32 protein-coding genes and 1 pseudogene are annotated in these 24,330 nt (G+C 69.3%); 28 read left to right on the top strand and 5 right to left on the bottom strand.

Translation table 11 applies throughout. The features are described from left to right. Positions 1–81: 81 nt before the first annotated feature. The 3 genes from QCN29_RS12390 to QCN29_RS12380 form a co-directional block, all read right to left on the bottom strand. Positions 82–2,208, bottom strand: coding sequence for a PIG-L family deacetylase (locus tag QCN29_RS12390; protein ID WP_398859183.1), 2,127 nt, complete (start codon positions 2,206–2,208; stop codon positions 82–84). 434 nt (positions 2,209–2,642) lie between these two features. Continuing rightward, entirely contained in the window at positions 2,643–5,480 is a 2,838-nt protein-coding gene (locus QCN29_RS12385) for an RNA repair domain-containing protein (protein WP_279927916.1), read from the bottom strand. Beyond that, positions 5,481–7,151, bottom strand: a complete 1,671-nt coding sequence (locus tag QCN29_RS12380) for an RNA ligase family protein (protein ID WP_279927915.1) — start codon at positions 7,149–7,151, stop codon at positions 5,481–5,483. 258 nt (positions 7,152–7,409) lie between these two features. On the opposite strand from QCN29_RS12380, the gene QCN29_RS12375 reads away from it, so the two are divergent. Continuing rightward, positions 7,410–7,997: a Uma2 family endonuclease gene (locus QCN29_RS12375; protein WP_279927914.1), complete on the top strand. Its 588-nt coding sequence runs from the start codon at positions 7,410–7,412 to the stop codon at positions 7,995–7,997. A 111-nt stretch (positions 7,998–8,108) separates the two neighbouring features. Here the strand turns inward: QCN29_RS12375 and QCN29_RS12370 are convergent. Continuing rightward, positions 8,109–8,501 (bottom strand): annotated as a pseudogene (locus QCN29_RS12370) (hypothetical protein); the annotation flags it as partial. Continuing rightward, complete coding sequence (locus QCN29_RS12365; RefSeq protein ID WP_279927913.1) at positions 8,502–8,951, bottom strand: ATP-binding protein; 450 nt, start codon at positions 8,949–8,951, stop codon at positions 8,502–8,504. Positions 8,952–9,102: 151 nt separating this feature from the next. Here QCN29_RS12365 and QCN29_RS12360 point away from each other — a divergent pair, with 151 nt between their 5' ends. The 27 genes from QCN29_RS12360 (at position 9,103) to map (ending at position 24,313) form a co-directional block, all read left to right on the top strand. Beyond that, positions 9,103–9,984, top strand: coding sequence for a helix-turn-helix domain-containing protein (locus QCN29_RS12360; RefSeq protein WP_279927912.1), 882 nt, complete (start codon positions 9,103–9,105; stop codon positions 9,982–9,984). Further along, positions 9,981–10,190 carry a DUF397 domain-containing protein gene (locus QCN29_RS12355; RefSeq protein WP_279927911.1) on the top strand — a complete coding sequence of 70 codons (210 nt, stop codon included), beginning with the start codon at positions 9,981–9,983 and terminating at the stop codon, positions 10,188–10,190. Before QCN29_RS12360 ends, QCN29_RS12355 begins: the two co-directional genes overlap by 4 nt. Positions 10,191–10,286: 96 nt before the next feature. Continuing rightward, positions 10,287–10,964 carry a DUF899 domain-containing protein gene (locus QCN29_RS12350; RefSeq protein ID WP_279927910.1) on the top strand — a complete coding sequence of 226 codons (678 nt, stop codon included), beginning with the start codon at positions 10,287–10,289 and terminating at the stop codon, positions 10,962–10,964. 494 nt (positions 10,965–11,458) lie between these two features. After that, positions 11,459–11,767, top strand: coding sequence for a 30S ribosomal protein S10 (gene rpsJ / locus QCN29_RS12345; protein ID WP_003948644.1), 309 nt, complete (start codon positions 11,459–11,461; stop codon positions 11,765–11,767). Positions 11,768–11,781: 14 nt separating this feature from the next. Next, positions 11,782–12,426, top strand: a complete 645-nt coding sequence (gene rplC / locus QCN29_RS12340) for a 50S ribosomal protein L3 (RefSeq protein WP_240135353.1) — start codon at positions 11,782–11,784, stop codon at positions 12,424–12,426. Between the two features lie 8 nt (positions 12,427–12,434). After that, positions 12,435–13,085 carry a 50S ribosomal protein L4 gene (gene rplD, locus QCN29_RS12335; RefSeq protein ID WP_279927908.1) on the top strand — a complete coding sequence of 217 codons (651 nt, stop codon included), beginning with the start codon at positions 12,435–12,437 and terminating at the stop codon, positions 13,083–13,085. Further along, positions 13,085–13,408, top strand: coding sequence for a 50S ribosomal protein L23 (gene rplW, locus QCN29_RS12330; RefSeq protein ID WP_240135351.1), 324 nt, complete (start codon positions 13,085–13,087; stop codon positions 13,406–13,408). Before rplD ends, rplW begins: the two co-directional genes overlap by 1 nt. Before the next feature lie 42 nt (positions 13,409–13,450). Then, complete coding sequence (gene rplB / locus QCN29_RS12325; protein WP_240135350.1) at positions 13,451–14,287, top strand: 50S ribosomal protein L2; 837 nt, start codon at positions 13,451–13,453, stop codon at positions 14,285–14,287. Between the two features lie 12 nt (positions 14,288–14,299). Then, entirely contained in the window at positions 14,300–14,581 is a 282-nt protein-coding gene (gene rpsS, locus QCN29_RS12320; protein WP_240135349.1) for a 30S ribosomal protein S19, read from the top strand. Positions 14,582–14,633: 52 nt separating this feature from the next. Beyond that, positions 14,634–14,981, top strand: coding sequence for a 50S ribosomal protein L22 (gene rplV, locus QCN29_RS12315; RefSeq protein ID WP_043264895.1), 348 nt, complete (start codon positions 14,634–14,636; stop codon positions 14,979–14,981). After that, complete coding sequence (rpsC, locus tag QCN29_RS12310) at positions 14,981–15,814, top strand: 30S ribosomal protein S3 (protein ID WP_279927906.1); 834 nt, start codon at positions 14,981–14,983, stop codon at positions 15,812–15,814. Before rplV ends, rpsC begins: the two co-directional genes overlap by 1 nt. 5 nt (positions 15,815–15,819) lie before the next feature. Further along, a complete protein-coding gene (gene rplP / locus QCN29_RS12305) occupies positions 15,820–16,239 on the top strand; it encodes a 50S ribosomal protein L16 (RefSeq protein WP_240135347.1) in 420 nt (139 codons plus the stop codon). Further along, entirely contained in the window at positions 16,239–16,463 is a 225-nt protein-coding gene (gene rpmC / locus QCN29_RS12300) for a 50S ribosomal protein L29 (protein ID WP_030759371.1), read from the top strand. The genes rplP and rpmC overlap by 1 nt, the downstream gene beginning before the upstream one ends. Further along, positions 16,463–16,747, top strand: a complete 285-nt coding sequence (gene rpsQ, locus QCN29_RS12295; RefSeq protein ID WP_240135346.1) for a 30S ribosomal protein S17 — start codon at positions 16,463–16,465, stop codon at positions 16,745–16,747. The genes rpmC and rpsQ overlap by 1 nt, the downstream gene beginning before the upstream one ends. 103 nt (positions 16,748–16,850) lie before the next feature. Next, entirely contained in the window at positions 16,851–17,219 is a 369-nt protein-coding gene (gene rplN / locus QCN29_RS12290) for a 50S ribosomal protein L14 (RefSeq protein WP_003956455.1), read from the top strand. A gap of 2 nt (positions 17,220–17,221) precedes the next feature. Beyond that, entirely contained in the window at positions 17,222–17,545 is a 324-nt protein-coding gene (rplX, locus tag QCN29_RS12285; protein WP_240135345.1) for a 50S ribosomal protein L24, read from the top strand. Continuing rightward, positions 17,545–18,102, top strand: coding sequence for a 50S ribosomal protein L5 (rplE, locus tag QCN29_RS12280; RefSeq protein ID WP_240135344.1), 558 nt, complete (start codon positions 17,545–17,547; stop codon positions 18,100–18,102). Before rplX ends, rplE begins: the two co-directional genes overlap by 1 nt. A 5-nt stretch (positions 18,103–18,107) precedes the next feature. Beyond that, positions 18,108–18,293 carry a type Z 30S ribosomal protein S14 gene (locus QCN29_RS12275; RefSeq protein WP_003956452.1) on the top strand — a complete coding sequence of 62 codons (186 nt, stop codon included), beginning with the start codon at positions 18,108–18,110 and terminating at the stop codon, positions 18,291–18,293. Between the two features lie 225 nt (positions 18,294–18,518). After that, positions 18,519–18,917, top strand: a complete 399-nt coding sequence (gene rpsH, locus QCN29_RS12270) for a 30S ribosomal protein S8 (RefSeq protein WP_240135343.1) — start codon at positions 18,519–18,521, stop codon at positions 18,915–18,917. Between the two features lie 21 nt (positions 18,918–18,938). Continuing rightward, positions 18,939–19,478 (top strand): 50S ribosomal protein L6, encoded by a 540-nt coding sequence (gene rplF, locus QCN29_RS12265; RefSeq protein WP_240135342.1) that lies wholly within the window; start codon positions 18,939–18,941, stop codon positions 19,476–19,478. A gap of 3 nt (positions 19,479–19,481) precedes the next feature. After that, positions 19,482–19,865 carry a 50S ribosomal protein L18 gene (rplR, locus tag QCN29_RS12260; protein ID WP_279927903.1) on the top strand — a complete coding sequence of 128 codons (384 nt, stop codon included), beginning with the start codon at positions 19,482–19,484 and terminating at the stop codon, positions 19,863–19,865. 41 nt (positions 19,866–19,906) lie between these two features. After that, a complete protein-coding gene (gene rpsE / locus QCN29_RS12255) occupies positions 19,907–20,512 on the top strand; it encodes a 30S ribosomal protein S5 (protein WP_030201551.1) in 606 nt (201 codons plus the stop codon). Next, a complete protein-coding gene (gene rpmD / locus QCN29_RS12250) occupies positions 20,512–20,694 on the top strand; it encodes a 50S ribosomal protein L30 (RefSeq protein WP_071273185.1) in 183 nt (60 codons plus the stop codon). The genes rpsE and rpmD overlap by 1 nt, the downstream gene beginning before the upstream one ends. Positions 20,695–20,696: 2 nt before the next feature. After that, a complete protein-coding gene (gene rplO / locus QCN29_RS12245; RefSeq protein ID WP_240135340.1) occupies positions 20,697–21,152 on the top strand; it encodes a 50S ribosomal protein L15 in 456 nt (151 codons plus the stop codon). Positions 21,153–21,387: 235 nt separating this feature from the next. Continuing rightward, on the top strand, positions 21,388–22,707 hold the full coding sequence (gene secY, locus QCN29_RS12240) for a preprotein translocase subunit SecY (RefSeq protein WP_279927901.1): 1,320 nt from the start codon (positions 21,388–21,390) through the stop codon (positions 22,705–22,707). Further along, positions 22,707–23,366: an adenylate kinase gene (locus tag QCN29_RS12235; RefSeq protein ID WP_279927900.1), complete on the top strand. Its 660-nt coding sequence runs from the start codon at positions 22,707–22,709 to the stop codon at positions 23,364–23,366. The genes secY and QCN29_RS12235 overlap by 1 nt, the downstream gene beginning before the upstream one ends. 110 nt (positions 23,367–23,476) lie before the next feature. After that, positions 23,477–24,313 (top strand): type I methionyl aminopeptidase, encoded by an 837-nt coding sequence (map, locus tag QCN29_RS12230; RefSeq protein ID WP_240135337.1) that lies wholly within the window; start codon positions 23,477–23,479, stop codon positions 24,311–24,313. Positions 24,314–24,330 lie beyond the last annotated feature (17 nt).

The following is a 24,330-nucleotide window of genomic DNA, read 5'->3' as shown; positions in this document are numbered from 1 at the left end:
CTTCTCGGAGGGCCCCGCACCGCGAGGTGCGGGGCCCTTCTTGCGTGCCCAGCCGGTGCCCAGTCCGTGTCCTGCGCGTGGTCAGCCTGCGGTGTCCGCCGCAGGGGACCAGGTCCAGGGGTGCGCGTCCGGCCCCATGCCGACGACCCTCGGCCCGGCATGCCCCAGGTGCAGCGCAGCTCCGTCCAGCGCGACCGGGCCCGCGGCACGGGTGATCGTCGCGCCGCCCGTGTGGAGCTGGAGCCGGCCGTCCAGGGCACGGCCCAGCAGGACCGGGTGGCCGGCGTGCCCGGGGGCGGCGGTGACCGGCCCGTACCCGTCGAAGCGGACGCCGGACGCCTCCCCGCCGTCCACCCGCACCGCCGTCAGACGGGGAGAGGCGGAGCCGCGCCCGTCGTCCGGGGACTTCGGCCGCCGGGGCCGCTCGGAGCGGAAGTACAGCCGTATGCCGCCGTCGAGGGCGGGCAGCGCGGCGGGGACGTCGACGGGGGCGGGCAGGTGCCGGCTTGTCTGGAGCGTCAGGGCCTGCCCGGGCGCAGTCTGCGACCAGTGCCGTACGCTCTCCCGGCCCGCCGCGAAGAGATGGATGCGCCCCGCGCCGTCCACGGCCGTCGACATCCCGTCCTGGACGCCGCCGCCGTCGGGGAGTGCCTGCCAGCCGCTCCAGGAGCCGTCCGCCTCCCGCACCCGGGTGCTCACCCCCTTGTCGGCGTTGCGTACGAAGAGATGGACGCGGCCGTCGGGGGCCGTCACCGCGGTCGGCACGCCGATGCGGCGTCCGCGGTCGTCGCCGTGCTCCGGATTGCCGAGGCCCCGCCAGGCGAGGAACGGCCCTCCGGGGGAGCGCTGTTCCAGCAGCACGATCTCGCGCCGGTTGGGCCCGCTGTGCCCGTTGACCGCGGCGAAGCGCAGTCCGAAGAGCAGCTGTCGGCCGTCCGCGAGCGTCGCGGAGCCGAGGACGGGGGCGAGCGGTCCACCGCCCAGATCCCGGGGTGCGCCCCACCGGCCGCCGCCGGGGTCGCGTTCGCGCCACCGTACGGCGCGCAGGCCCAGCACCCCGTACGCCGAGAGCCGCCCGTCCGGGTCTGCCGCGACGCGTATCCGCGGTCCCGGATGGCGGTGGCGGGTGGAGCGCACCCAGCCCTTCCAGTTCGTCAGCGGCCGGTCGCCGCCGACGTTGTAGTCGCCGCAGCCGCTTGCGTTCCCGCACTCCCAGTCGGGCGAGCCGCCGTACGGCACCAGGTGCGACGCCTTCTCCTTCAGCACGCTGTCCGGCAGGTTCTTCGGCCAGTGCCGGTTGTAGTAGCCGCGGAACGCGGTCGCGACAAAGGCCGGCACCTCGCCGCCGTCCCGTGTCTCCTCCGCCACCCAGCGCACCATCGCCGCCCAGCTGAAGCAGGCGGCGGCGGTGTGGTCGCCGTGGTCGGAGTAGCCGCGCTGTTCGCTGTCCCTCTTACGGGTGGTCTCATCGCTGAGCTGGATGTCCGGGTCGGGGTCCAGCGTCTGGATCACGGTCGGCCGGTAGCGCGCCATCAGCCCGACGAGTACGTCGATGAGCCCGCCGTAGTCGTAGGTCTCCGCCCTGCGCAGCGGAGATCCGGCGGCCACGAAGGTGCTCAGCCCGGCCGAGTGCTCGTTCCACAGGGCGGGCAGCGCCATATGGCGGCGCAGCGTGTGCATGGACAGATTGAGGAACACCAGCTCGACTCGGCGGGGGCCGCTGACCAGCGTGTTGGTCTCGGCTCGACGGCCGCCGCGCAGGGAGGCCACGTCCTTGGCCCAGTCGGTGAACCGGTCGAGGCCGAGAAGCTCCGCGTAGGCCTGGCGCAGACCCTGGTGCCGGGCGGAGGAGTACGCCGCCCGGTCGGCCGGCACATCGTCGCGGCCGGGTATGCGGTTCTTGCCGTTGTGCTCGCCTGCGGTGACATAGACGCAGACGAGGGGGACTCCGGCGTCGAGCATCTGCCGGGTGTCCGGGTTCATGAAGTACAGATCGTCGTCCGGGTGGGCCAGGATCTGCATCAGCTGCGCCCGCCGGGCGTCGGCAACCGGCATCCCGGGCGCCGGGTCCGCGGCCGGTCCGGTCCGCCGCGGCCGCGGTACGGAACACCCTGTCGCGGCTGCGGCGACGGCGGCTGCCCCCGCGATGAAGGCCCGCCGCCGCGGGTGGGTCGACGTGCGTCCGGTCGACGTGCGCCCGCTCGGCATGCGCCCGGCGGCAGGGGTGTGGGCAGCTCTGTCGTTCACCTGTCGTGTGCTCCGTCCGCTTCCCCCGCAGCGGACGGGCGTGCCGCCCCCGGCTGCGCTGCTCTGCTCTCCCCATGACGCGGAACGGGCTGGTCGGCGCAGCGTTCCGCGATCACCTAGACGGGGATCAAGGGCCTAGGGTTGCCCCGGACCAAGCAGGTCTGGTGGAGTGCGGCCCGGTTGGGCAGCGACTGGAAAGGGTGCGGGCTGTATCGATACGCAGCTCCGCCGCGTAGGCCCGACCGGTCACCACGTGCCTGCACACGAGGTGCCTGCACAGGACGCGCCCGCGCACGACGTGCCTGCACAGGACGTGCCTGCACAGGACGCGCCCGCGCACGCTGGACGGCCTGCCGATCGCCTCGCTTCCCCGCGGAGCGCCAAGGCGTCCGGCTTCATCGCAGCGAGGGGACCTCGCCGCCCGCGGCCCAGGTGAGCGTCGTGCCGGTCAGGCCCCTGAGCCAGGGCGCGGCGAGCCGGGTCAGCCTGCCCTCGTCCGGGGGAGCCGCGCCGAGGCCGATCGCATAGCGGCGTGCGGCGCCGGTCACGGCGAAGGGGCGGGGCCAGGCGTGGGCGTCGGCCACGCCCGCGTCCTCCAGAGCGGTCAGCAGGGCGCGAAGACGGCCGCGGACACGGCCCTCTTCCGGGCCGACGGGGACCGTCAGGACCGCCCACGCCGCGTGGCGGCGGTGCAGCGGGGGAGGAGAGAGCAGCTCGGGGCGAGGGTCGGAGCCGTCGGCGAGCGCCGTGTCCACCAGTTCCCATGCGCGGTAGAGCTCCTGGCCCAGCAGATCCCGCATGGCCGGGGTGAGTTGGTCCGTGCAGGAACGCACGGGGGCCGTCGGGGTTGTCGCCGGGGGCTCCCGCCAGTCCCAGACCGCCCAGGCGGCGAAGAAGTCACGCAGGAGTTCGAGGGCCGGACGGTCCCCGGACCCGCTCACCGTGTGTGCCGCCAGCAGCGACCACGCCAGGCCCGGCACGCCGCCGAAGGGTGCCGTGTCCAGACCGCGGGCGCGCGCCCAGGCCTTCACCTCGCGCGCCAGCCGCGCGAAAGCGTGCCGGTGCGGCCCGGCCAGCGCGGGCACGGCGTCCGCGTCGCTCACCGCACTCAGCGCCACCGCCGCCGCCTCGCCCAGCTCCGCACGCCGGGGCACCGCCTCTCGCGGAGGCAGCGCACCCGTCGCGACGACCGCCAGATCCACACCGAGGCCGTCCACTCGCAGCCGCAGACCGGGGACGCGTGCGCCGACAACCTCGCGGATGTCGGCCGCTTCCGGCAGCGCGGCCGACAGCCGGGCCCGTACGGCGTCGATCGGGACATCGCCCGGCAGCGCGGCCACCAGGTCCAGGTCGGCGTCCGGCAGCGCGCAGCCCATCCGGCGGGAGCCCACCACATGGACGCAGCCCTCCGGCAGAGCGTCGCCGATCCGCCGGGCGGTGTCGGCGGCGTGCGGGAACGGCCCGGCGGAGAGCGGACCGGAAGGGGGCGGCCCGGCGGAGGTCCCGGCACGGGGCGGCCCGACGGAGGCCCCGGCGGAGGGCGGCCCAGCAGGGGGCGTCGCCGCCTCCCGCTCCCACACGGCCTCTCCCGTGCCCAGCCGCACCCTGGCCCGTACCTCCATCGGCTCCGCGCCCCGCCGCGACAGCAGCACCACCTCGCCGACCCGGGCGGTCATCCGCTCCAGCCGGGAGGCGCACTCCCCGATCAGAGCATGCGGCTCGCGCGTGCGGCCCAGACTCAGATGCGGGGTGAAGCCCCTGCGGTGACCCCGGCAGCGCGGGAAGCGCTGCTCCAGCGCCCGGCGCAGAGCCGCCCACGGCTCCTCGCCCGCGGCGGCCGGGTCCAGCCAGACCGTGGCATGGTCGCGATGGCCAAAGCTGTGGACCCCGTCCAGGACGCAGTCGAAGGGATCGACGGCGGAGGCGGCCGCGGCGAGCAGCGGGACCGCGGCCTCGAAATCCGCCTCCGGAACAAAGCCGAACAGCAGGTTCACATGGGGCGGCCACCGCCCTATCTGCGGGTCGTGGTCCCGGCGGACCGCCTGGACCGGCGGCCACAGCTCGTCCGGCGGCAGCCACGCCACCGCCGTCCTGGCCGTAGGCCGTACGTCGAGAACGCCTGCGGGGCCCTGGCCGTCCAGGCTCAGATCCGCCTCGACGCCGTAGTGGTCGGAGACGAAGAGACCGGACGCGGACGGGCGGTCTCCCAGCAGCGCCGCCCCGTCCACCCGGATCTCCCCGCCCGCGCGCACCAGCACCCGGTCCAGCCGGGAGGCCCGGCCCGACAGCGACGAGACGGCGGCCAGCGGATTGGCCGCCGGGTCGAACGTCGGCGTCCGGTCGTCCTGGCCGTGCACCTCGCTCCAGGCGTCCCGCATGCCGAGCGTCGTCTCCACGACGTCCCCGCCGTCGTTGAAGTCGCCCAGCACCACCAGATCACCCTCGACGCCCGCCAACCCCTCGGCGAGCCGCACCAGCTCCGCCTCCCGGCGCGCCGCGCCGTCCTCGGAGTGGTCGCTGGTCAGATGGGTGGCGGCGACGACCAGCGGACCGGCGGCAGTCTCCACCGCCAGGGCCGCCACCGCCTTGTGCCGGCCCAGCACATGCAGCCCCGCCTCCCGGACCGGCAGCCGGCTGAGCAGCAGCAGCCCGCAGTCGTCCACCTCGCGGCCGTACGGGTCCGCGCCCAGCGTGTACGCCTCGCGCACCCAGCTCTCCCGCAGCAGCATCGCGAGCAGCTCGTCCTCGACCTCCTGGAGGGCGATGACGTCCGCGTCGGCGTCGCGCAGCGCTGCCAGCAGCAGCGGCCGTCGCCGTGCGGTGTCGATGCGGTCGGCGTCATACCGGTCCCACAGGGTGTTCCAGGTCAGGACGCGCAGCCCCGCGGTCGCCGGTGTGCCGTGCGGGGTCTCGGCGGGCGCCCAGGCGTCGCCGTCCCAGGCGTGGGGGGAGCGCGCCGCGAAGAAGGGGGACCGCAGCCGCCGGGGGTCGTGCACCCGTCCCGCGTCCGTGGCGTCGATCCGGTCCACTCCCGACGGGCGGTCCCACACCAGCTCGCCGTCCGCCTCGAAGAACAGCACCCGGTGCCAGGGGATGTCCCCGCCCGGTGTGAACGCGGTCAGCGGGATCCGCTTCGGCGGGGCGCTGCGCTGGGCGACGCCGATGACGAAGCGGGCCGGGTCGAAACGCGCGTCCCAGCGGACCCGGTGGTAGATCTCCTCGCTGGTACGCATCTACGCCTCCTCCTCCATGGTCCCGCCCGCCCCGATGTACCAGGTGCGGTGCGCCTGGCCCGGGTACGGCGGGACGAACCGGCGCAGCTGGCTCTCCAGGACTCCGGGCGGCACCGGGTGCTCCCGCACGGCGTTGCGCCGGATCAGTTCGCCCTCGTCGACCAGGGCGACCGCGTGGGTGATCAGGGCGTCGCGCCGTCGGGCGACCGCGTGCACCAGGGAGCGCTGGTGCGGGTTGAGCGAGGTGGCGTCCCACACCACGGTGCCGCCGCCGCGCGCCAGAGCCGCGTCGAGCCGGCCGAGGCCCTCGCGCAGGACCGCGCTGTTCTCTGACTGGTCGCTGCGCGAGCCCCGTGCCTCGCGCAGTTCGTCGAGCGAGACATACGCATCGACCCCGGTCAGGTCCCGGGCGAAGCTGCTCTTGCCGCTGCCCGCGGGGCCGGCCAGCTGGATCAGCCGGGGGAAGTCCCCGTCCCGCCAGCGGTAAGTGGCCGCGGTCGCCTCCTCGACGGAGCGGATGCGGCCCTCGGCGTGCGCCTGGCGCGCCTCCGCCAGGCAGCGGGCGGCCGCGGCCGGATCCGGAAGATCCGCGAAGGTCTGGCGCAGCCCGTGGAGCGGACCCGCTTCCTCCGCGTGCAGTGCGGACCACTCCACCTGCTCCCGCGCCTCGCCGTCGTCCGCGACCGCCGCGGCCACGGCGTGCAGGACGCCGAGGTCCACCGCCCAGGACATCCGTACGAGCCCTGCCCTGCGCTCCTCGTCCGGGTAGGGGCGGTGCAGCGCGGAGTGCAGTCCGACCAGGTCCGCGATGTGCCGCGCGAGCGGCAGGCCCAGCGCTCCTGCGAGGCGGCCGGCCAGTGTGCCGCGACGGCTCCTGTGCAGCAGCGCGGCCAGGACGCCCGCGAGCCGGGTGTCCCCCGTGCTGGCGAGACGTCCCGCGACCTCGTGCGCGGCTTCCGCGTCGACCTCGTCCACATCGAGCGCGGCGGACAGCCCGGCCGCATCGGGCGCGGCCCCCGACCGCACCGCCCACAGCGCCGCCTTCGGCCCCAGCCCGTTGGGCACGACCTGCGCGTGCATCCAGTGCGCATCGGTCTGCACATGCCCGGGCCGCACCCATTTGGCGACCCGCCGCCGGAACTCCTCCGCGGCGAAGCCCTCCACCGTCCGTACGACATAGCCCTCCTGCCGCCCGGTGTCGACGGCCAGCCGCCGCAGCGCCCGCTCGGCCCGTGCGTCGAAGGTCCCCCGCCACAGGACGGGGGCCGTGGGCACCCCGAGTCCGCGCAGGAAGTCCACGGTGCGGTCCCAGTCCAGGCACCGGCCGTCGGCGTCCCACACCGAGAAGCCGTAGAAGTAGCCGTCCAGCGCCTCGTACGCGAGCGAGTGACGGGCGTACATGTTCTCGCCGCAGATCCGCCATCCGGCGGGAACGCCGTGCCCGATCCGGCCCTGCAGCGCCTTCACCCAGGTCCGCGACGGATGGTGCGCGGAGTCCACCGAACGGGCGTGCAGCCCGTCCGCGTACAGCGTGGTGTTCTCCCCGTCGAGCTTCTCGGTGACCACGACCTCCCGGCCGGCGAGACCGCCGAGATCACCTGCCCGTACGTCGTCCGAAGCCGCCCCCGGCGACCACGGCAGATGCGGAGTACGCGGATACGACGTCCGCATGGCCGACTCCCCCCCCGTTGTGCAACGGCACGCCAATGTAGGGGCGGGGCGAGGGGCCCGGCCACCGAAATATCCCGTGCGTGCACACACCCGGGCAGACCCGGTTCGCCGTCACCCGAATGAATGGACTGCCCCAACCGGGCTGTGTATGAGAGGGGTTGGCGGTCGTATGGTCGCCGCTGCGGCCATGTTTCCAGGCGACCGCCTAGCATGAGGGGCACGACTCCGGCCCGACGGCACCGATGGGGAGCGCGCGCCATGACCATCGCCCCGAATGACGCGACGAACGACTCCTCGATGTACCAGAGGATGCTGGAGGTCGTTCAGTCGATGGACGACACCCTTCCCGGGAAGTTCGAGATCACGAAGGAAGGAATCGTCCACGACATGATGGCGCCGACCGGCCCGCATGAACTCACCACGCTGCGCATCCGCAAGCGCCTGGAGAAAGCAATGCCGGAGGAGCTCGCCGCGCATACCGGGACCCCTGATGTCGAGAACAAGCCCGAAGGCATCATGCGCCACCCCGACATCATGGTGATCGCCGAGTCCGACATGGAGATCCAGGGCTCGTTCGACCCCCGCACCCTCATCGCCGCCGTCGAGGTCGTTTCCCGCTCCAACCCGGACAACGACTGGGTCAGCAAGATGCGGGACTATCCGCTTCTCGGCATCCCCATCTATGTGATCTTCGACCCCCGTACCGGCTCCGGCGCGGTTCTCTCCGACATCCACCCCACGCCGAGCGGTCCCCGCTACGCCACGCGCAAGGACTTCCAGTACGGCGAGGACGTCACCATCGCCGACTGGACCATCCCGACGGACAACCTGCCGCGCTATCCGTAGCTGCCCCTGCGGTCAGGAGGTCCATCGGTTCCGAGCGGCCGTCTCCGACGGAGCGGCGGCGCATGCGGGTGCCCAGTCTGGGTGACCGGACCGGGCACCCGACAGAGGTTCCTACTCCTCGAAGATCTCTTCGGCGGAGGTGGCGGTGACGGCGCGGATGAGCCAGCGGCTCAGCATCTCGGGATCGGCACACCCGGTGATGCGCTCGCGGATCTGATCTGATGCGGTGAGACCGCGCTGCTCCAAGACGAGCAGGACGTCTTCAGCGGCCCGCTTGACTTCGCCTTGTTCTCGGCCTTCGTCGCGGAGTTCTTCTGAGAGGGGGGACTTGTAGAAGGAGAGGTCCACGGCCACCAGGTTCCTCCAGATCTCGGCGGCTGGGCGGTCGCCCAGGCCCTGTGCGGTGAATTCGACGACGGGATTGACGATGTCTTCGGGCTCGCCCCGCAGCGCGTTGGACAGCGCCCTCAGGATCGCATCGACCGACGGATTGGCTGCGTGTGTTCACCCGGTGGACTGGTGTGCGAGGTCAAGCTCGGCCCACACCGTCTTGCGTGGCACCGGTCCGTCCGTCACGCCCCATCGGTCGGCGAGTGTGTCGACGATGAGCAGCCCGCGTCCCGACTCCTCGTCGGGTGCTGGTGCCTGCCGCTGGGTTTCCGGCAGCCGCTCGGTGCGGGTGTCGGTTGCCTCGATCCGCAGGATGCGGTCGTCGTCCGCGAGGTGGAGGGTGATCAGGAAGTCCCGCCCCGGCACTCTGCCGTGCACCGCCGCGTTTGCCGCGAGCTCGCCCACGAGCTGGGTGACGGTTTCGGCCACCTCGCGAGGCGCGTCCCAGGTGCGCAGCCACATCGCGGCGAGCTCGCGCGAGAGTCGCGCGGAGTAGCGGGTGGGGGCGAGCTGGATCGCGAAATCGCTTTCCGGTGCCGTGAATTGAGCGGTTCCGTGCGTCATTTCACTGATCCTGGCCGGGGTCGCCATCCGACTTCCAGTGATCGCAGCGTTGCGTACAGTCACTGTCCGGGCCTTGTCCAGTGGTGTCCGGACTGTCCGGAGGGGGTGCGGACAGGGAGGTGAGCACAGGTGGCGTTAGGTCGGAGGTGGCATGGTGGCGACGGAAGTCGGCAGCTCGGAACAGCCCACGACTGAGGTGGACGAGCCGGGCTGGGAGGTGGACCCGGCCGATGAGCCGGGCGCGGCGGTCGTGGCAACTGTGGGCCGCCAGCTCAAGCTGCACCGCGAGGCGGCGGGCCTGCGCGCGGCGGAGTTCGGGAGCGCGATCGGGTACGGCGAGGATCTGGTCTACAAGGTGGAGTCGGGCCGCCGGATCCCCAGGCCGGAGTATCTGGACAGGGCGGACCAGGTCCTGAAGGCGGGCGGACTGATCGCCGCGATGAAGAAGGACGTGGAGGAGGTCCGCTACCCGAAGAAGGTCCGGGAGCTGGCGAAGCTGGAAGCCCGGGCGGTGGAGCTGCTCTCGTACGGCAACCACAACCTGCACGGTCTGTTGCAGACCGAGGAGCACGCGCGGGCGCTGCTGGGGACGCGGCGGCCTTCGCTCACTCCCGATGTGCTGGAACGGGCGTTGGATGCCCGAATGGCCCGACAGGCCATCTTCAATCGAACGCCCCCGCCGGACCTCAGCTTTGTCCTGGAAGAGGTGACCCTGCGCCGCCCCATCGGGGGCAGAATGGTGCAGCGTCGACAGCTCGAACGCTTGTTGGAGGTTGGGCGGCTGTCGAGCGTAGACATCCAGATCATGCCGACCGCCCGCTGGGAGCACCCTGGAACGGGCGGCAGGATCCAGATCCTCAAGTTCGGTGACGGTTCGGCGGTCGGCCGTGCCGACGAGGAGTTCGGGGGTCGGCCCGTATCGAGGCCGCAGCAGGTCAGGGTGCTTGAGCTGCCCTATGGGATCATCCGGGCGCAGGCTCTCGCGCCACGAGAGTCGATGGCCTTCATCGAGCAAGTGCTGGGAGAAGCATGATTCGCAAGACCTCTGCCGGTGAATCGGATGCACTTGTCTGGTTCAAGAGCAGCTACAGCGACAGCAGCAACCCGAACGACTGCGTTGAGGTCGCCACCACCCCCCGCACCATCCACGTCCGCGACTCCAAAGACATAGGCGGCCCCCGTCTGGCGGTCACGCCCCTCGCCTGGGCCGGCTTCGTGCGGTACGCCTCCGGGCGCTGAGCGCGGTCACCGGTTCGGCGTGCGCCCGGTCCCGTCGCCGTCGACCCTGGACACAGGGGGTCCTCGCACGGACCGGACGGGAAGGTGAACGTCGCCATGAAGACGCCCCCTGTCGTCTCACCGCAGGAGTGGGAGGCCGCCCGCCAGCGGCTCCTGGCCGAAGAGAAGGCGCTGACCCGCGCCCGGGACGCGCTCGCCGCCAAGCGGCGGCGGATGCCGTGGCAGGCGGTGGAGAAGGAGTATGCGTTCGAGGGGCCCGAAGGCAGGGTCGGCCTGCTCGACCTGTTCCACGGGCGCCGGCAGCTGATCGTCTACCGCGCCTTTCATGAGCCGGGCGTCTCCGGCTGGCCCGACCACGCGTGCGTGGGCTGCTCCATGCTCGCCGACCATGTCGGCCACCTCTCGCATCTGAACGCCCGCGACACCACGCTCGTCTTCGCCTCGCGCGCCCCGCAGCCGGACATCGAGCGGGTGAAGGCGCGGATGGGCTGGACGATGCCCTGGTACACGATCATCGACGACTTCGACGCCGACTTCGGCGTGGACGAGTGGCACGGCACGAACGCGTTCATCCGCGAGGGCGACGCCGTGTTCCGCACCTACTTCATCAACGTCCGCGGTGACGAGGCGCTGGGGAGCACCTGGAGCTATCTCGACATGACCGCGCTGGGGCGGCAGGAGACATGGGAGGACTCTCCCGAGGGCTATCCGCAGACTCCGCCGTACGAGTGGTGGAACTGGCACGACGAGTACGGCAAGGGCGGCGAGGCGTAGCCGCAGCCGGGGCGGTCGGTCACACTCGGTGACAGGTCGAGAAGCGGGGCGCGCTGCCCCGCGCGTCCGGTTTGATCAGTCCCGGCCGCGGGGTACGATCCTCGGCTCGATTGGCCGCCGCCCCGCCCCGTATGGCAGACTGTCCGGGTTGCTCGGTTGAGTGCCGATGCTGCGCGCCTCCCGCCGGGAGGACCGGAAGCGAGTCCCACAGTACTCGTCGCCCTATCTGCCACACGGCTTGGACGCCGCACGGCAGCGCTGGGGCGGACGTACGGGAATCTTCCGGGAAGCGTCAGCGGGGTGCCGGCCAGGCGCCCGGTGGGTGTCTTGCCCCCGGTTCCGCGGTTCCAGGCGGGCCCGCACCCCCTTCGATGGGAAATCCTTCGGGAGATCTTCACAGAGGGGCTGCGACACGCCCGACCGCGTGGGTCGGAGCAGGACAAGGAAACCCACGGGTTCCAGAGCGTTTCGAGAGACAGGACTACGAAGTAGCCATGGCGGGACAGAAGATCCGCATCCGGCTCAAGGCCTACGACCACGAGGTCATCGACTCCTCGGCGAAGAAGATCGTCGAGACGGTGACCCGCACTGGTGCGTCGGTCGCGGGCCCGGTGCCGCTGCCCACTGAGAAGAACGTGTACTGCGTCATCAAGTCGCCGCACAAGTACAAGGACTCGCGCGAGCACTTCGAGATGCGCACGCACAAGCGCCTGATCGACATCCTCGACCCGACGCCCAAGACCGTTGACTCGCTGATGCGCCTGGACCTTCCGGCCGGCGTTGACATCGAGATCAAGCTCTGAGAGGCGCGGAAGAGATGGCTAAGCAGATCAAGGGCGTCCTGGGCGAGAAGCTCGGCATGACCCAGGTCTGGGACGAGAACAACCGTGTCGTCCCGGTGACCGTCGTCAAGGCCGGGCCCTGCGTCGTTACCCAGGTCCGTACGAATGACACCGACGGCTACGAGTCGGTCCAGATCGCCTTCGGCGAGATCGACCCGCGCAAGGTGAACAAGCCCCTCAAGGGTCACTTCGCCAAGGCCGACGTCACCCCCCGTCGTCACCTCGTCGAGATCCGTACCGCTGACGCCAGCGAGTACACCCTCGGCCAGGAGATCACCGCCGAGGCCTTCGAGGCCGGCGTCAAGGTGGACGTGACCGGCAAGAGCAAGGGCAAGGGCTTCGCCGGTGTCATGAAGCGCCACAACTTCGGTGGCCTCGGCGCCGGACACGGCACGCAGCGCAAGCACCGCTCTCCCGGTTCCATCGGTGGCTGCGCCACCCCGGGCCGTGTGTTCAAGGGCCTCCGCATGGCTGGCCGCATGGGCAATGAGCGGGTCACCACCCAGAACCTGACCGTTCACGCCGTTGACGCGGAGAAGGGGCTGCTCCTGATCAAGGGCGCGGTTCCTGGTCCGAACGGCGGCCTCGTCCTGGTCCGTACCGCGGCCAAGGGGGCCTGAGGTAACCGATGAGCACCATTGACATCCTTTCGCCGGCAGGCGACAAGGCCGGGACCGTCGAGCTCCCCGCGGAGATCTTCGACGCCAAGGTCAGCATTCCGCTGATCCACCAGGTCGTTGTCGCGCAGCTGGCCGCTGCCCGCCAGGGCACGCACAAGACCAAGACCCGCGGCGAGGTCCGTGGCGGTGGCAAGAAGCCGTACCGCCAGAAGGGCACCGGCCGCGCCCGCCAGGGTTCGACCCGTGCGCCGCAGTTCGCCGGCGGTGGCGTCGTCCACGGCCCCGTGCCGCGTGACTACTCGCAGCGGACCCCGAAGAAGATGAAGGCCGCCGCCCTGCGTGGCGCCCTCACCGACCGGGCCCGCAACGCTCGCATCCACGTCGTCTCCGGCGTGATCGAGGGCGAGGTCTCCACCAAGGCCGCGAAGACGCTGTTCGGCAAGATCTCGGAGCGCAAGAACCTGCTCCTGGTCGCCGAGCGCTCGGACGAGGCCGCCTGGCTGTCCGCTCGCAACCTGCCCCAGGTGCACATCCTGGAGCCGGGCCAGCTGAACACGTACGACGTGCTCGTCTCCGACGACGTGGTCTTCACCCAGGCCGCCTTCGAGTCCTTCGTGTCTGGTCCCAAGACCGTTGAGACCGAAGGGAGCGAGGCCTGATGTCTGAGGCCACGATCACCAGCAAGACCTTCTCGGACCCGCGTGACATCCTGGTCAAGCCGGTCGTCTCCGAGAAGAGCTACGCGCTGCTGGACGAGAACAAGTACACGTTCGTCGTCGACCCGCGTGCCAACAAGACCCAGATCAAGCAGGCCGTCGAGGCGGTCTTCTCGGTCAAGGTCACCGGGGTCAACACGATCAACCGCCAGGGCAAGCGCAAGCGCACCCGCACCGGTTACGGCAAGCGCGCCAACACCAAGCGCGCCATCGTGACCCTCGCCGAGGGCGACCGTATCGACATCTTCGGCGGTCCGACCGCCTAAGGGGCGGTCTGGATCGTCCGAATATCGGACGAGGACTGAGAAATGGGTATCCGCAAGTACAAGCCGACGACTCCTGGCCGTCGTGGCGCCAGCGTCGCCGACTTCGTCGAGATCACGCGGTCCACGCCGGAGAAGTCGCTGGTCCGCCCGCTGCACAGCAAGGGCGGCCGTAACAACACCGGTCGTGTGACCGTCCGTCACCAGGGCGGTGGCCACAAGCGCGCCTACCGCGTGATCGACTTCCGTCGTCACGACAAGGACGGCGTGCCGGCCAAGGTCGCTCACATCGAGTACGACCCCAACCGCACCGCCCGCATCGCGCTGCTGCACTACGCCGACGGCGAGAAGCGCTACATCATCGCGCCGCGCGGCCTGAGCCAGGGCGACCGCATCGAGAACGGCCCGGGCGCCGACATCAAGCCGGGCAACAACCTGGCGCTGCGCAACATCCCGGTCGGTACGACCATCCACGCCATCGAGCTGCGGCCCGGCGGCGGCGCGAAGTTCGCCCGCTCGGCCGGCGCCTCCGTGCAGCTGCTGGCGAAGGAGGGCTCCATGGCCCACCTGCGCATGCCGTCCGGCGAGATCCGCCTGGTCGACGTCCGCTGCCGCGCCACCATCGGCGAGGTCGGCAACGCCGAGCAGTCGAACATCAACTGGGGCAAGGCAGGCCGCAAGCGCTGGCTGGGCGTCCGCCCGACCGTCCGCGGTGTCGCCATGAACCCGGTCGACCACCCGCACGGTGGTGGTGAGGGCAAGACCTCCGGTGGTCGCCACCCGGTCAGCCCGTGGGGTCAGAAGGAGGGTCGTACTCGTTCTCCCAAGAAGGCGAGCAACAAGTACATCGTCCGCCGCCGCAAGACGAACAAGAAGCGCTAGGAGCGGGTTTAGATGCCGCGCAGTCTCAAGAAGGGGCCCTTCGTCGACGACCACCTGATCAAGAAGGTGGATGTCCAGAACGAAGCCGGCACCAAGAACGTCATCAAGACCTGGTCCCGTCGCTCGATGATCGTCCCGGCCATGCTGGGCCACACGATCGCGGTGCACAACGGCAAGACCCACGTCCCGGTGTTCGTCACCGAGTCGATGGTCGGCCACAAGCTCGGCGAGTTTGCGCCGACCCGCACCTTCCGAGGCCACGTCAAGGAAGACCGGAAGTCGAAGCGCCGCTAAGTGCGGGGTGAAACCGACTATGACGAACGTGTCAGACACTGAAGGGACAACCATGGAAGCCAGGGCCCAGGCGCGGTACATCCGCGTCACGCCCATGAAGGCCCGCCGCGTGGTGGACCTCATCCGTGGCATGGACGCCACGGAGGCTCAGGCGGTCCTGCGTTTCGCCCCGCAGGCCGCGAGCGTGCCGGTCGGCAAGGTGCTGGACAGCGCCATCGCCAACGCCGCGCACAACTACGACCACACGGACGCCTCCACGCTGTTCATCAGCGAGGCGTACGTCGACGAGGGCCCGACCCTGAAGCGGTTCCGTCCGCGCGCCCAGGGCCGTGCCTACCGGATCCGCAAGCGGACCAGCCACATCACCGTGGTCGTCAGCAGCAAGGAAGGAACCCGGTAATGGGCCAGAAGGTAAACCCGCACGGGTTCCGACTCGGTATCACCACCGACTTCAAGTCCCGGTGGTACGCCGACAAGCTGTACAAGGACTACGTCAAGGAAGACGTCGCCATCCGTCGGATGCTGACGTCCGGCATGGAGCGCGCCGGCATCTCCAAGGTGGAGATCGAGCGCACCCGTGACCGCGTCCGCGTCGACATCCACACCGCTCGCCCGGGCATCGTCATCGGCCGCCGCGGTGCGGAGGCCGACAAGATCCGCGGCCGGCTGGAGAAGCTGACCGGCAAGCAGGTCCAGCTGAACATCCTCGAGGTCAAGAACCCCGAGGTGGACGCTCAGCTGGTGGCCCAGGCCGTCGCCGAGCAGCTGTCCTCCCGCGTCTCCTTCCGCCGCGCCATGCGCAAGAGCATGCAGTCGGCCATGAAGGCGGGCGCCAAGGGCATCAAGATCCAGTGTGGCGGCCGTCTCGGCGGCGCCGAGATGTCCCGCTCGGAGTTCTACCGCGAGGGCCGTGTGCCGCTGCACACGCTCCGCGCGAACGTCGAGTACGGCTTCTTCGAGGCCAAGACCACCTTCGGCCGCATCGGCGTGAAGGTCTGGATCTACAAGGGCGACGTCAAGAACATCGCCGAGGTCCGCGCCGAGAACGCCGCCGCCCGCGCCGGCAACCGCCCGGCCCGCGGCGGCGCCGACCGCCCGGCCCGCGGTGGCCGTGGCGAGCGTCGCGGCCGCAAGCCGCAGCAGCAGCAGTCCGCGCCGGCTGCCGAGGCCCCCAAGGCCGAGGCTCCCGCGGCCGCGGCCGCTCCGGCTGAGAGCACCGGAACGGAGGCCTGACCGAAATGCTGATCCCCCGTAGGGTCAAGCACCGCAAGCAGCACCACCCGAAGCGCAGTGGTATGGCCAAGGGTGGCACCACGGTTGCGTTCGGCGAGTACGGCATCCAGGCGATGACCCCGGCCTACGTCACGAACCGCCAGATCGAGGCGGCTCGTATCGCGATGACCCGCCACATCAAGCGTGGCGGCAAGGTCTGGATCAACATCTACCCGGACCGCCCGCTGACCAAGAAGCCCGCCGAGACCCGCATGGGTTCCGGTAAGGGATCCCCCGAGTGGTGGGTCGCGAACGTCAAGCCCGGTCGGGTGATGTTCGAGCTGTCCTACCCGAACGAGAAGATCGCGCGTGAGGCGCTCACCCGTGCGGCTCACAAGCTGCCGATGAAGTGCAAGATCGTTAAGCGCGAGGCAGGTGAAGCGTGATGTCGGCCGGTACCAAGGCGTCCGAGCTGCGCGAGCTGGGCAACGAGGAGCTTGTTGCCAAGCTCCGCGAGGCCAAGGAAGAGCTGTTCAACCTCCGCTTCCAGGCGGCGACGGGCCAGCTCGAGAACCACGGCCGGCTGAAGGCCGTCCGCAAGGACATCGCCCGGATCTACACCCTGATGCGTGAGCGCGAGCTGGGCATCGAGACGGTGGAGAACGCCTGATGAGCGAGAGCAACGTGACTGAAGAGAAGACGCAGCGCGGATTCCGCAAGACCCGTGAGGGCCTGGTCGTCAGCGACAAGATGGACAAGACCGTCGTCGTCGCCGTCGAGGACCGCGTCAAGCACGCGCTGTACGGCAAGGTCATCCGCCGTACCAACAAGCTCAAGGCGCACGACGAGCAGAACGCCGCGGGCGTCGGCGACCGCGTCCTCCTCATGGAGACCCGGCCGCTGTCCGCGACCAAGCGCTGGCGCGTCGTCGAGATCCTCGAGAAGGCCAAGTAATCGCTTGAAGGGGTAACCCTTCGAGTTCGTTCCGCCAGGCTCGGCAGGGGCCGCCTCGCCAGAGGGCCCCTGCCGGGAACCGGCAGACAATCAGGAGATAGACGTGATCCAGCAGGAGTCGCGACTGCGCGTCGCCGACAACACTGGTGCGAAGGAAATCCTTTGCATCCGTGTGCTCGGCGGCTCCGGTCGCCGCTACGCGGGCATCGGTGACGTCATCGTCGCCACCGTCAAGGACGCGATCCCCGGTGGCAACGTGAAGAAGGGTGACGTCGTCAAGGCGGTCATCGTTCGCACCGTCAAGGAGCGCCGCCGCCAGGACGGCTCGTACATCCGCTTCGACGAGAACGCCGCCGTCATTCTGAAGAACGACGGCGACCCTCGCGGCACCCGTATCTTCGGCCCCGTGGGCCGTGAGCTGCGCGAGAAGAAGTTCATGAAGATCATCTCGCTCGCGCCGGAGGTGCTGTAAGCATGAAGATCAAGAAGGGCGACCTGGTTCAGGTCATCACCGGCAAGGACAAGGGCAAGCAGGGCAAGGTCATCGCGGCCTTCCCGCGCGAGGACCGCGTCCTGGTCGAGGGTGTCAACCGGGTCAAGAAGCACACCAAGGCGAACCAGCCGGGCCGCGCCTCCCAGGCCGGCGGCATCATCACGGTCGAGGCCCCGATCCACGTGAGCAATGTTCAGCTCGTCGTGGAGAAGGACGGCAAGAAGGTCGTGACCCGTGTCGGTTACCGCTTCGACGAAGACGGCAACAAGATCCGCGTTGCCAAGCGGACGGGTGAGGACATCTGATGACGACCACCACCACGCCGCGCCTCAAGGCGAAGTACCGCGGCGAGATCGTGGACAAGCTGCGTGACGAGTTCAAGTACGAGAACGTCATGCAGGTCCCCGGCCTCGTCAAGATCGTGGTCAACATGGGTGTGGGCGACGCCGCCCGCGACTCCAAGCTGATCGAGGGCGCCATCAAGGACCTCGCCACGATCACCGGCCAGAAGCCCGCCGTGACCAAGGCCCGCAAGTCCATCGCGCAGTTCAAGCTGCGCGAGGGCCAGCCGATCGGCGCCCATGTCACGCTCCGTGGCGACCGCATGTGGGAGTTCCTGGACCGCACCCTGTCGCTCGCGCTGCCGCGCATCCGCGACTTCCGCGGCCTGTCCCCCAAGCAGTTCGACGGCCGTGGCAACTACACCTTCGGTCTCACCGAGCAGGTCATGTTCCACGAGATCGACCAGGACAAGATCGACCGCGTCCGGGGTATGGACATCACCGTGGTGACCACGGCGACCAACGACGCTGAGGGCCGCGCGCTCCTCCGTCACCTCGGCTTCCCCTTCAAGGAGGCGTAAGCGAGATGGCGAAGAAGGCTCTGATCGCGAAGGCTGCCCGCAAGCCCAAGTTCGGCGTGCGTGCGTACACCCGCTGCCAGCGCTGCGGTCGTCCGCACTCCGTGTACCGCAAGTTCGGCCTCTGCCGTGTGTGCCTTCGTGAGATGGCTCACCGTGGCGAGCTGCCGGGCGTGACCAAGAGCTCCTGGTAATCCCCGTACGCCGCAAGGCCAGTACAGGGATGCCCGGACGCTCTCGGTAAGCAACTGGGTCGGCGGAGCCCCGCCTCGTATGCCGTAGGCTTGCGGGGTTGGGCGTCCGCCGCCCCTACCGACTTACTACGCCGTAGGTCCCCGTGCCGCACCCGTCCCGTCTCGGATCGGGGAGAGGGATGGCACAGACAGGAAACCCCGGCGAGAGAGGCCGAAGGCCAATTCATGACCATGACTGATCCGATCGCAGACATGCTCACGCGTCTGCGGAACGCGAACTCGGCTTACCACGACGACGTCGTGATGCCGCACAGCAAGATCAAGTCGCACATCGCAGAGATCCTCCAGCAGGAGGGCTTCATCACCGGCTGGCGGGTCGAGGACGCCGAGGTCGGCAAGAACCTCGTCCTGGAGCTGAAGTTCGGCCCGAACCGCGAGCGTTCGATCGCCGGCATCAAGCGCATCTCCAAGCCGGGTCTGCGCGTGTACGCGAAGTCCAACAACCTGCCGAAGGTTCTCGGCGGCCTGGGCGTGGCGATCATCTCCACGTCGCACGGCCTCCTGACCGGCCAGCAGGCGCAGAAGAAGGGCGTGGGTGGGGAAGTCCTCGCCTACGTCTGGTAGTCGGGAACGGAGGAAAAGCTCATGTCGCGTATCGGCAAGCTCCCCATCCAGGTTCCCGCCGGTGTGGACGTCACCATCGAGGGCCGCACGGTCACGGTGAAGGGTTCCAAGGGCACCCTGAGCCACACCGTCGCTGCGCCGATCGAGATTGTTAAGGGCGAGGACGGCACCCTCTCGGTGACGCGCCCCAACGACGAGCGTCAGAACAAGGCCCTGCACGGCCTGTCCCGCACGCTGGTGGCGAACATGATCACCGGCGTGACCCAGGGTTACGCCAAGGCGCTCGAGATCAGCGGTGTCGGTTACCGCGTCGCCGCGAAGGGCTCCAACCTGGAGTTCCAGCTCGGCTACAGCCACCCGATCCTGGTGGAGGCCCCCGAGGGCATCTCCTTCAAGGTCGAGTCGCCGACCAAGTTCTCGGTCGAGGGCATCGACAAGCAGAAGGTCGGCGAGGTCGCCGCGAACATCCGCAAGCTGCGCAAGCCCGACCCGTACAAGGCCAAGGGCGTCAAGTACGCGGGCGAGGTCATCCGCCGCAAGGTCGGAAAGGCGGGTAAGTAAGCCATGGCATACGGTGTGAAGATCGCTAAGGGTGACGCGTACAAGCGCGCCGCCAAGAAGCGCCGCCACATCCGCATCCGCAAGCAGGTGTCGGGCACGGCCGAGCGTCCTCGCCTGGTCGTCACGCGCTCGAACCGCGGTATCACCGCTCAGGTCATCGACGACATCAAGGGCCACACCCTGGCGTCGGCGTCGCACCTGGACGCGTCCATCCGCGGTGGCGAGGGCGATAAGTCCGAGAAGGCCAAGCAGGTCGGCGCCCTGGTCGCCGAGCGTGCCAAGGCCGCGGGTGTCGAGGCTGTCGTGTTCGACCGTGGTGGCAACAAGTACGCCGGGCGCATCGCCGTCCTGGCGGACGCCGCCCGCGAAGCCGGGCTCAAGTTCTGAGCCGCTTGTCGTAGCTAGCGGAAAAGAGAGAGGTAAATCCAATGGCTGGACCCCAGCGCCGCGGAAGCGGTGCCGGTGGCGGCGAGCGGCGGGACCGGAAGGGCCGTGACGGCGGCGCAGCTGCCGCCGAGAAGACCGCGTACGTTGAGCGCGTCGTCGCGATCAACCGCGTCGCCAAGGTTGTGAAGGGTGGTCGTCGCTTCAGCTTCACCGCGCTGGTCGTGGTGGGCGACGGTGACGGCACCGTGGGTGTCGGCTACGGCAAGGCCAAGGAGGTGCCGGCCGCCATCGCCAAGGGCGTTGAGGAGGCCAAGAAGCACTTCTTCAAGGTCCCCCGTATCCAGGGCACCATCCCGCACCCGATCCAGGGCGAGAAGGCCGCGGGCGTCGTCCTGCTCAAGCCGGCTTCCCCCGGTACCGGTGTTATCGCCGGTGGCCCGGTGCGTGCTGTGCTCGAGTGCGCGGGCGTGCACGACATCCTGTCGAAGTCGCTCGGCTCGGACAACGCGATCAACATCGTGCACGCGACCGTGGAGGCCCTGAAGGGCCTGCAGCGTCCCGAGGAGATCGCGGCCCGCCGCGGTCTGCCGCTCGAGGACGTCGCCCCCGCGGCCCTGCTGCGTGCGCGTGCCGGGGCGGGTGCGTAATGGCCCGCCTCAAGATCACGCAGACGAAGTCGTACATCGGCAGCAAGCAGAACCACCGTGACACGCTGCGTTCGCTTGGCCTGAAGAGGGTCAACGACGTCGTCGTCAAGGAGGACCGCCCCGAGTTCCGCGGCATGGTGCACACCGTCCGCCACCTCGTGACGGTCGAGGAGGTCGACTGATCATGGCGGAGCAGAACCCGCTCAAGATCCACAACCTCCGTCCCGCCCCGGGCGCCAAGACCGCCAAGACCCGTGTCGGTCGTGGTGAGGCGTCGAAGGGTAAGACGGCCGGTCGTGGCACCAAGGGCACCAAGGCCCGCTACCAGGTTCCGGAGCGCTTCGAGGGTGGGCAGATGCCCCTCCACATGCGTCTCCCGAAGCTCAAGGGCTTCAAGAACCCGTTCCGCACCGAGTACCAGGTCGTCAACCTGGACAAGCTCGCTTCCCTCTACCCCGAGGGTGGCGAGGTCACCGTGGCCGACCTGGTCGCCAAGGGTGCGGTGCGCAAGAACAGCCTCGTCAAGGTCCTTGGCCAGGGCGAGATCTCCGTGGCGCTTCAGGTGACGGTCGACGCCGTCTCCGGTTCCGCCAAGGAGAAGATTGCCGCCGCCGGCGGCTCCGTCACCGAGCTCGTCTGATCCGAGCCGACTCGATGGCGTGAACACTTAACCGGGGATGCCTCGCAAAAGGGGCATCCCCGGTTGGTCGTTCCTAGGTGGGCACGGTCGCCGGTAAGGTGGCGTGCACTGTTAACTTCAGCCCTGTGTGCCCACTTGGGCCACGGGGCCGTCATTGACCGCTAACTGATTCATATTCGTCGATCCTCAAGACCGTCACCTCTGACGCAGTAGCGCGGGGGTCGCAGGAGGCACCGTGCTCACCGCGTTCGCCCGGGCGTTCCAGACGCCCGACCTGCGCAAGAAGCTGCTCTTCACGCTCGGCATCATCGTGCTGTTCCGGCTCGGGTCGCACATCCCGATCCCCGGCGTCAGCTACCAGAATGTGCAGATCTGTGTCGACGCGGCCTCGCGAGGCAACAACAGCCTGTTCGGCCTGGTGAACATGTTCAGCGGTGGAGCGCTGCTGCAGATCACCATCTTCGCGCTCGGCATCATGCCGTACATCACGGCGAGCATCATCCTGCAGCTGCTGACCGTGGTGATCCCGCGCCTGGAAGCCCTGAAGAAGGAGGGGCAGGCCGGCACCGCGAAGATCACGCAGTACACGCGTTATCTCACCGTCGCCCTGGCCGTGCTCCAGGGCACCGGCCTGGTGGCCACCGCCCGCAGCGGCGCGCTCTTCCCGAGCTGCCCGGTGCGCGACCAGATCGTCCCGGACCAGTCGATCTTCGTCACCGTCGTCATGGTGATCACCATGACCGCGGGCACCGCCGCCGTGATGTGGCTCGGCGAGCTGGTCACCGACCGCGGCATCGGCAACGGCATGTCCATCCTGATGTTCATCTCCATCGCCGCCGGTTTCCCCGGCGCGCTGTGGGCCATCAAGGAGAGCGGCAGCCTCGCCCAGGGCTGGATCGAGTTCGGCACGGTCATCCTGATCGGCTTTGTGATGGTCGGACTGGTCGTCTTCGTCGAGCAGGCCCAGCGCCGTATCCCCGTCCAGTACGCGAAGCGCATGATCGGCCGCCGTTCGTACGGCGGAACCTCCACCTACATCCCGCTGAAGGTGAACCAGGCAGGTGTGATTCCTGTCATCTTCGCCTCGTCGCTGCTCTACATCCCGGCGCTCGTCGCGCAGTTCTCCAACTCGGACGCGGGCTGGAAGAGGTGGATCGAAGCGCACTTCGTACGGGGTGACCACCCGTATTACATCGCCACCTACTTCGTCCTCATCGTTTTCTTCGCCTTCTTCTATGTGGCGATCTCGTTCAACCCCGAGGACGTCGCGGACAACATGAAGAAGTATGGTGGCTTCATCCCGGGCATCCGGGCTGGCCGACCGACCGCTGAGTATCTGAGCTATGTGCTCAACCGGATCACCTGGCCGGGCTCGCTGTACCTGGGCCTGATCGCTCTTGTGCCGACGATGGCGTTGGCAGGCTTCGGCGGCGCAAACCAGAACTTCCCGTTCGGCGGGACGAGCATCCTCATCATCGTGGGTGTGGGTCTGGAGACCGTGAAGCAGATCGAGAGCCAGCTCCAGCAGCGCAACTACGAAGGGTTCCTCCGCTGATGCGAATCGTCCTCGTCGGGCCTCCGGGCGCCGGCAAGGGAACGCAGGCCGCGTACCTTGCCGGGAACCTGTCGATCCCGCACATCTCCACGGGCGACCTCTTCCGCGCCAACATCAGCCAGGGCACGGAGCTGGGGCTCAAGGCCAAGGCGTACATGGACGCGGGCGATCTCGTGCCGGACGAGGTCACCATCGGCATGGCCAGGGACCGCATGGAGCAGCCGGACGCCGAGAACGGTTTCCTGCTGGACGGCTTCCCGCGCAATGTCTCGCAGGCCGAGGCGCTGGACGCGATGCTCAAGGCCGAGGACATGACGCTGGATGCGGTGCTGGACCTGGAGGTCCCCGAGGACGAGGTGGTCAAGCGGATCGCCGGCCGACGGATCTGCCGCAACGACTCCAGCCATGTCTTCCATGTGACGTACTCCCCGGCGAAGAGCGAGGGAGTCTGCGACGTCTGCGGCGGGGAGCTCTACCAGCGGGACGACGACTCCGAGGAGACCGTCCGCAAGCGGCTCGAGGTGTACCACACGCAGACCGAGCCGATCATCGACTACTACAAGGCCCAGGGCCTGGTGGTCACCATCTCCGCGCTGGGCAAGGTCACCGAGGTGACGCAGCGGGCGATGGAGGCGCTGAAGAAGTCCGACCGGGACTGAGGCGATTCATTCTCCGTACGGCCGCGGTGTCCGCTGGACGCCGCGGCCGTACTGTTGAGCCCGGAACAGGACTGGGCTCGGACCCGACGACGCTGGAAGGCAACAGAGGCATGGTGGAGATCAAGACCCCGGAGCAGATCGCGAAGATGCGCGAGGCGGGGCTGGTCGTCGCCGCCATCCACGCCGCGACCCGTGAGGCGGCGGTCCCCGGCGCCACGACCAAGGACCTGGACGAGGTCGCCCGCAAGGTGATCGCCGACCACGGGGCGAAGTCGAACTTCCTCGGTTACGGCGGGTTCCCCGCGACCATCTGCACCTCTGTCAACGAGGTCGTCGTCCACGGCATCCCCAGTGAGGACGTCGTTCTGAAGGACGGCGACATCATCTCCATCGACGCGGGCGCGATCGTCGACGGCTGGCACGGCGACGCCGCGTACACCGCCTTCGTGGGCTCCGGCCACGCTCCGGAGCTGATAGAGCTCTCCCGGGTGACCCAGGAGTCGATGTGGGCGGGCATCGCCGCGATGAAGAACGGCAACCGACTGGTCGACGTCTCCCGCGCCGTCGAGACGTACATCCGCCGCCAGCCGCGCCCCGCTACGGGCAAGTACGGCATCATCGAGGACTACGGGGGCCATGGCATCGGCAGCGAGATGCACATGGACCCGCATCTGCTGAACTACGTCTCCAGGAAGCGCGGCCGCGGTCCGAAGCTGGTCCCCGGCTTCTGCCTGGCCATCGAGCCGATGGTCTCGCTGGGCACCCCGCACACCGAGGTCCTCGAGGACGACTGGACGGTCATCACGACGGACGGCACCTGGTCCTCGCACTGGGAGCACTCGGTGGCGCTGACGGAGGACGGTCCCCTGGTGCTGACGGCGGTCGACGGGGGCAAGGCGAAGCTCGCGGAGCTGGGCGTGAAGGCGGCGCCGGACCCCTTGGGCTGAGCTCCCGGACCCCGGGG

This window comes from Streptomyces chengmaiensis, assembly GCF_029846775.1.
Classification (GTDB): Bacteria; Actinomycetota; Actinomycetes; order Streptomycetales; family Streptomycetaceae; genus Streptomyces; species Streptomyces chengmaiensis.
This window is presented reverse-complemented; position numbering and strand designations above follow the sequence as displayed.